Source organism: Nevskia soli (assembly GCF_903970205.1).
GTDB lineage: Bacteria > Acidobacteriota > Terriglobia > Bryobacterales > Bryobacteraceae > Bog-113.
Genome location: NZ_CAJCHS010000381.1, coordinates 1 through 6,147, shown reverse-complemented (window position 1 = coordinate 6,147; position 6,147 = coordinate 1). Strand labels below are relative to the sequence as shown.

The 6,147-nt window shown below is 60.2% G+C and carries 8 protein-coding genes; 1 reads left to right on the top strand and 7 read right to left on the bottom strand.

Annotated elements, in window-relative coordinates; genetic code table 11:
• Nucleotides 1–13: 13 nt before the first annotated feature.
• The 4 genes from H1Y01_RS16650 to dusB form a co-directional block, all read right to left on the bottom strand.
• The gene (locus H1Y01_RS16650) at nucleotides 14–577 is read right to left on the bottom strand and encodes a GNAT family N-acetyltransferase (RefSeq protein ID WP_180541633.1); all 564 of its coding nucleotides are present in this window, start codon (nucleotides 575–577) and stop codon (nucleotides 14–16) included.
• Nucleotides 558–923 carry a response regulator gene (locus tag H1Y01_RS16645; protein ID WP_180541632.1) on the bottom strand — a complete coding sequence of 122 codons (366 nt, stop codon included), beginning with the start codon at nucleotides 921–923 and terminating at the stop codon, nucleotides 558–560. Before H1Y01_RS16645 ends, H1Y01_RS16650 begins: the two co-directional genes overlap by 20 nt.
• 75 nt (nucleotides 924–998) lie before the next feature.
• Nucleotides 999–1,442, bottom strand: coding sequence for a ribonuclease HI (gene rnhA, locus H1Y01_RS16640; protein WP_180541631.1), 444 nt, complete (start codon nucleotides 1,440–1,442; stop codon nucleotides 999–1,001).
• 18 nt (nucleotides 1,443–1,460) lie between these two features.
• Entirely contained in the window at nucleotides 1,461–2,471 is a 1,011-nt protein-coding gene (gene dusB, locus H1Y01_RS16635) for a tRNA dihydrouridine synthase DusB (RefSeq protein WP_180541630.1), read from the bottom strand.
• A gap of 57 nt (nucleotides 2,472–2,528) precedes the next feature.
• On the opposite strand from dusB, the gene H1Y01_RS16630 reads away from it, so the two are divergent.
• Nucleotides 2,529–3,191: a site-2 protease family protein gene (locus tag H1Y01_RS16630; protein ID WP_180541629.1), complete on the top strand. Its 663-nt coding sequence runs from the start codon at nucleotides 2,529–2,531 to the stop codon at nucleotides 3,189–3,191.
• Between the two features lie 23 nt (nucleotides 3,192–3,214).
• Here the strand turns inward: H1Y01_RS16630 and H1Y01_RS16625 are convergent, their stop codons facing one another.
• The 3 genes from H1Y01_RS16625 to H1Y01_RS16615 form a co-directional block, all read right to left on the bottom strand.
• On the bottom strand, nucleotides 3,215–3,826 hold the full coding sequence (locus H1Y01_RS16625) for a cysteine dioxygenase family protein (protein WP_180541628.1): 612 nt from the start codon (nucleotides 3,824–3,826) through the stop codon (nucleotides 3,215–3,217).
• 64 nt (nucleotides 3,827–3,890) lie between these two features.
• On the bottom strand, nucleotides 3,891–4,295 hold the full coding sequence (locus H1Y01_RS16620) for a response regulator (RefSeq protein WP_180541627.1): 405 nt from the start codon (nucleotides 4,293–4,295) through the stop codon (nucleotides 3,891–3,893).
• Nucleotides 4,296–4,339: 44 nt separating this feature from the next.
• A complete protein-coding gene (locus tag H1Y01_RS16615; protein WP_180541626.1) occupies nucleotides 4,340–5,689 on the bottom strand; it encodes a molybdopterin-dependent oxidoreductase in 1,350 nt (449 codons plus the stop codon).
• Nucleotides 5,690–6,147: the final 458 nt, after the last annotated feature.

Here is a 6,147-nt window from a genome sequence, read left to right as displayed (position 1 = left end):
GGCTCCTGGAAACTTATAGAGTCTTAGACATACGAACGATCGGAAGTACGGCGCCGTTCGGCAACGGAATATCGACGGGCTCGAGCTCGCGATAGCCTTTGAGCTTATAAAGAGGGACGCCGGTTAGTGTGGAACCCATTTCCAGACGCCGGAAGCCGGCTCTCTGCGCTGCATCTTCGCAGTGTTTCAGGAGGAGAGTTCCCAGTCCGCGCCGCGCCCATTCCGGCCGCACAAAGATCGCGCGGATTTTGGCGGCGTCGGTTTCAGGGGCGAGCAATGCCTGTTCCCGGTTGGGGCCGCCGTCGCTTCCGAAGAGAGTCTTGCGATAGCTCCAGCCTCCGCAACCGGCGATTCGATTGCGGTCGTTCGCCGGGTGGGCGGCAAAGTAAGTGCCGTCTTCGATAAGTTGCGTATCCAGGCCGAGGGCGTGACCCAGCGCGCCTTCGATTTGTTCGGGCGAGTAGTCGTGCTTTTGCAGGTGACGGACGGATTGCTCGATTACATCGCGCAGAGCGGGTATATCGGAGACCGCGGCCGTGCGGATTTCGAACGCGGCGCTATCCGCGGTGGTGATCATGCTCCAGGCACTTTCGTATCGCGTCGGTTAGCTGCTGAACGGTGAACGGTTTCGCGAGCGCCGCGCAAAGCTTTAGCACGTTATCGGGAATGATCTGCTCAGGCGTATAGCCCGTCATCAGGATCACGTTCGAATGAGGCTTCATCTCGAACATCTTGCGAACCATCTCGATACCATCCAGCTTCGGCATCGAAACGTCGGCAATCACAAGATCGATCTCGTGGAGCAGCTGTCCGAAGATGTCCAGACCGTGCTCGCCGTCGACCGCCAAGATCGGAGAGTATCCGATGTGGCGAACTACCGCCTCACACACAAAACGAACGGTCGGCTCATCATCTACAACCAATATCTTCTTTGACAGGCACGCCCCGCGCTCTGCCTCAGTGTAGCGCGGGAGACAGCGTGTTCGTCCGCCTACCGATCAGCGCTGCTGCAACTGACCCCGAGCCGCTGCGTTCGCCAGCTCGTCAGCCCGGTTATTGTCATCGTGGGATGCATGCCCGCGCGTCCAGACCCACTTGACTTCATGGCGCGCAACTTCCTGGTCTAGCGCTTCCCAGAGATCGCGGTTGATCACTGGTTTCTTCTCGGCCGTCATCCACCCGCGTCTCTTCCAATTCGCCATCCATTTCGTCATGCCGTTGCGCAGGTATTCGGAGTCGGTGACGAGGTCGACCTCGCAGCGCTCGTTCAGCGTTCGCAGGCCCTCCAGCGCCGCGGTAAGTTCCATCCGGTTATTGGTGGTCTGCTGCGAAGAGCCGTACATCTCCTTCACGTGCTCGCCGAAGCGCAGGACGCACGCCCATCCGCCGCGGCCCGGGTTCCCGATGCAGGACCCGTCAGTAATCAGTTGGACCTTCTTCATGCGGGCTTCCAGAGGGCTTCACGCCGGCGCGAGCTCGGATTCAACCGCGAAGAAGGCGTCTACTATGTCCAGGATGCGTTCCGGCTCGTGCGCATGATAGATGTCGGCGCGCAACTTACTGCCGCCGCGCACGCCATGCGTAAAGTAAGTAGCAAACTGTTTCATCTTCCCCGCGCAATCGTCCTCGTCGCGCCGCATTAGCATCTCGTAGTAAGTCCGCATCATGTCGAACCGGTCGCGATGCGACGGTTCGTCGTAAGTCCCGGTAGCCAGGTATTGCTCAATCTGGCGGAAGATCCAGGGGTTGGACGACGCGGCGCGTCCAATCATCACCGCATTGCAGCCCGTTTCACTTACCATGCGCACGGCATCTTCCGGACGCGTGATATCGCCGTTGCCGATCACCGGAATCTTCACCGCCGCCTTAACTTCGGCAATGCGCGACCAATCGGCGCGGCCGCTATAACCCTGCTCGCGGGTTCGCGGGTGCAGCGCAACCGCTTGCAGCCCGTTCTGTTCGGCGAGCTGGGCCATGCGCACGGCAACCAGGTCCTGATCGCTCCAGCCGGCGCGGAACTTCATCGTAAACGGGATCCTGATAGCTGAACGAACGGTGCTCAGCAGCTTGTCAACCAGCGGCAGATCGCGCAGCAGACCCGAGCCGCCGTTGCACTTCACGACTTTGTTCACCGGGCACCCGAAGTTGATATCCAGAATGTCGAACCCCAGCCCTTCACAGACTCGGGCGGCTTCCGCCATTACTTCCGGATCGGCGCCGAACAGCTGCGCGCTGATGGGGTGCTCTTCCGGCTCGAACGCCAGATACCGCTCGATGGTGCGCGTCGGCTTGCGCGCGCGCAGCGACGCGCTCACGCCGTGGGAACTGGTGAACTCCGTCATGATCAGGCCGCATCCGCCGAGGTTGCGAATGAAGCGCCGGAATACGGTATCGGTGACGCCGGCCATCGGCGCCAGCACGGTTGCGGGCGCGATAGAAACGGGGCCGATGGAAAAGCTGCTCGGGAACATGTTTTCCTTTTCATTGTAAGATCGTGAGGCTTAAGTTTGCCGGCGACCAGGCGTGCCATGCTGAAAGTTCGCATGACATCCGACCAGGTGCTGCTCGGCCTACTTCGCTACATCGTCTTTCTCTTCTCGACCACGTGTCATGAAGCGGCGCACGCGTATGTAGCTCTCAAGGGTGGAGACCCAACCGCCGCTGAGGGCGGTCAAGTCTCGCTCAACCCGCTGCCGCATATCCGGCGCGAGCCGTTTGGGATGGTCGTTCTCCCGCTGCTTTCGCTTACCATGAGCGGTGCCATGGTCGGCTGGGCGAGTGCGCCTTACAACCCCGCCTGGCAGCGTGCTTACCCGAAACGCGCGGCGCTCATGGCACTTGCCGGACCCACGATGAACTTCGCGCTGGCGATCCTTTCCGGCTTACTGCTGCGCGCGCTGTTGCTTAGCGGCGGCGTGCAGCGGGAGGGAGCGACCGGAGCCGTTGCCGTCATTCTGCAGATCGGCTTTCAACTCAATCTGCTGCTGGGCATTTTCAATTTGCTGCCCTTCCCGCCATTCGACGGTTTCGGGGTTCTGGGGCTGCTCACCGGAAGCTTCGCGGCGTTGGAATCGCTGCGCCTGCGCCTGCGCCAGTTCTCGATTATCGGCTTAGTCGTGGGATGGCAGGTCGTGAACTACGTCTTCCCGCCCGTGTACTTATTCGCTTCTAACTTGATCTTCGGCAGGTAGGTAGGCCGTTAGTTGTCATGCCGTTAATTATCGTAACGGAGAGCGCGATGCAGCCGCCGCCAATGCTGCGAGTCAATAGGTTCGAAGATGTCGCAGCGGCTCATCGGTCCGCCATACACATGCAGCGTGTGCGAAGGGGCGGGCCCGGTGTTACTGAAGATGTGGTGCTCGAACGGCGGCAGCAGGGCGCCGGAGGAAGCCGCGGGGGCAAGAATCGTTTCGCGCTGCTCGAAGCGGCAGCATCCCGCGCTATCTTCTTCCATCAATTCGTAGTTGACCACCTGCATGTCCCCGTCCACCACAACTTCCACGCACCATACGCCGGCGTGATCGTGCAGCGGCGTCCGCTGGCCGATATTCCACGTCATCGCAATGATCGAAAACCGGTTCCACGGGTCGGCATAGCAAAGGCCGCGCGCATAGCGCTCCGGGTGCGGAGGCGGATACTCGATATCGGCGAGGGTGCCATCTAACGCCATTTGCATCATGCCGGACTTGAGTTCCCGGACAATCTGCTTCTCGTCGATATGTGCGACGGCACGGCGGCACAGTCGGATCAGTTCCCTTTCGGGCTGATGCACGCGAATCGGCTGCTGGACTTCTTCCGGCTTCAGTGCAACTTGAGTTTCAGTCATAACGGCGCCTCACCATCTGTTCGCCTCACTGTCTATTCGCCTCACTATCTAGTATGGATGCGGTCTATGCATTGCGCGCTAAGTTGCCTCTGTTGAAAGTACGGGATACCGCGCGCTGCACGGCGCCCACCAAGTCCTGCGGAAAGAACGGCTTCTTAAGAAATTCATACCATTGCAGCGTTTCCGCTGAGAAGCCGCCTAAATAATCTTCCGGATATCCGGACATGAATACAATGCCCTTTTGCGGAAAATGAGCCTGCACCAAAGCATCGAGCGTCGCTGCGGTCATACCGGGCACCTCGATGTCGAAAACCCCCGCGGAGCATTCCTCGCAATACAATTGGCACGCGGCCCGGGCTTCCTTTCCGTTGCCCGCCCCATAGACCTTATAACCAGCGTCTTCGAGCGCCAACCGGGCCAGATTCAAAATTCCCTGTTCGTCTTCCAAAACAAAAATCGAACTTGGCACGATCCAAGTTATCACGCCGGGATACTACGCGGTCCGGGCGATATTCACTGTTTGAAATTGGCGCTTAAGTAATCCAGAACAGCCTCTCTGTCCTCCGGTTTGATATCGGCGCCCCAACCGGTCATCTTCTGAACTTCGCGTTCCCATTGCGCCGCGGTGAGCTTCTGCATTCGGATAATATCTTCCTCGTGGCAGGTAAGGCACGCCTGTTGAAAGCCGTGAGGATGTGCCGCGCTCGATGGCGTTGCGCTTGCGGCCGCAGCGGGCGCCAATCGCGATATGATCACCGGCCGGGGCGCCGCCACGTTCCACAAATATCCCGACGGGTTCCAATCCTCGACCATTGGCTGGACTCGCCCGGCCGCGTCAGTCGCACGCGCCATCAGCTTGTACTCCCCCGCGGGCGCTTTCCAATCGAGTTCCCATAACCGCCACGCATACTTGCTCTGATCGGAGCCTAATGTTGCCGCTCGCCAGCTCGCCCCATTGTCAGTCGATACATCCACTTTCGTTACCGGCGAACCGTTCGACCAGGCGGCTCCGCTGATCTTCACCCGGCCCGGCTTGGCCCATCCACCGGCCGGCGTTGCGATCACCGACTTGACGGGCAAATCGGTCACCGGAACCATCTGGTCCGGCGGAACCGAGGTTCCGGGCGCCACGGGATGAGTGGGGTGACGGTAGGCGGTCTTCATCCAGAAACCGTCGAACTCGTGATCGAGCACCTCGACGTGCCGCACCCACTTCACCCACGAGTCGCCGGCCCATCCGGGAACGACCAGCCGGAGCTGCATCCCATGCTCGAGCGGGATCGCCTCGCCATTGAGTTGATAGGCCAGGATCGTATCGGGATCGAGGGCTTTGGCGATCTCCACCGTCCGCTGAAATTTGGGCTGCTTGCCGACAGGTACATCTTCCCCGCTGAAGAGCACGTGTTTAGCGGAATCCCGAACGCCTCCCGCGCGCTGCAGCACATCGCGCAGCCGTGCGCCGGTCCACTTGCCGTTGGCCACGCCGCCCTGCTTCCATTGCATTCCGGGCAAATGCGGCTCGTAGAAAGAGCGTCCATTCCCGGCGCATTCCAGTACCGCAATGTGGGACACGGCGGGGAACTGCCGGAGATCGTTCATGGTCAGCGTGACCGGAGAATTCACCACGCCATCCACCCGGAGATTCCAGTCCGCGAGGTTGACGTCCGGCGTGTAGTGGTGATTCCGGACATAGAAATCGGCGGCCGGGGTGATCCACTCCTTGAAACCGGCGAGAGTCATTTCATAGTCCTTCGGGCGCGCCGAATTGACGATCAGACCCGGCGTAGGGTCGCCGAAGGCGCGACGGCGAAGAAGGGTGGATCCGGCGGCGATCGCGAGTAGTTTGCGTCGAGTAAGAGGCATAGGAGGTCGGCTAGGGTGCAAGAACTAATTTTAGACTTGTCTTCGGCTTGTACCTATCAGCTCCCGAGCGCCCCGGCTGCGGTGATTCGGTCGGCGCCGGTCGATCATGGCGATCGCGGGGCTTATGGAGACGCCACAGTCGAGGCGTTCATTGCCGACCTAAAGGGGCTGCACTCGAAGGTTTCGCGAAGACTTGCGATGAACAACTCTAGCGAGAGGAAGTCAACTCGCACCTCCTCGCTCGCAGCCGTGAATGCCTGCTGAAATTCCGGGGTAGGCGCGGAGGCGGCATTGCCTTTGTTTATCGAAGAGGTTGGGTCCCTTCGTTGAGGATGTCCATGTACCCGCGATACGCGAACAGCCGGTGGCGCTGCCTGCCGGTGATCTCATGCAGAATGCCGAGTCGTTTAAGGTGCTCGATAGCTGCGGCCACGGTGGGGAAGGTCGATTCGATCTTC

Coding starts and splice junctions, on each gene's coding strand:
- H1Y01_RS16650 (WP_180541633.1), bottom strand. CDS start 577: ATGATCACCACCGCGGATAGCGCCGCGTTCGAAATCCGCACGGCCGCG.
- rnhA (WP_180541631.1), bottom strand. CDS start 1,442: ATGAAGAAGGTCCAACTGATTACTGACGGGTCCTGCATCGGGAACCCG.
- dusB (WP_180541630.1), bottom strand. CDS start 2,471: ATGTTCCCGAGCAGCTTTTCCATCGGCCCCGTTTCTATCGCGCCCGCA.
- H1Y01_RS16630 (WP_180541629.1), top strand. CDS start 2,529: ATGCTGAAAGTTCGCATGACATCCGACCAGGTGCTGCTCGGCCTACTT.
- H1Y01_RS16625 (WP_180541628.1), bottom strand. CDS start 3,826: ATGACTGAAACTCAAGTTGCACTGAAGCCGGAAGAAGTCCAGCAGCCG.
- H1Y01_RS16615 (WP_180541626.1), bottom strand. CDS start 5,689: ATGCCTCTTACTCGACGCAAACTACTCGCGATCGCCGCCGGATCCACC.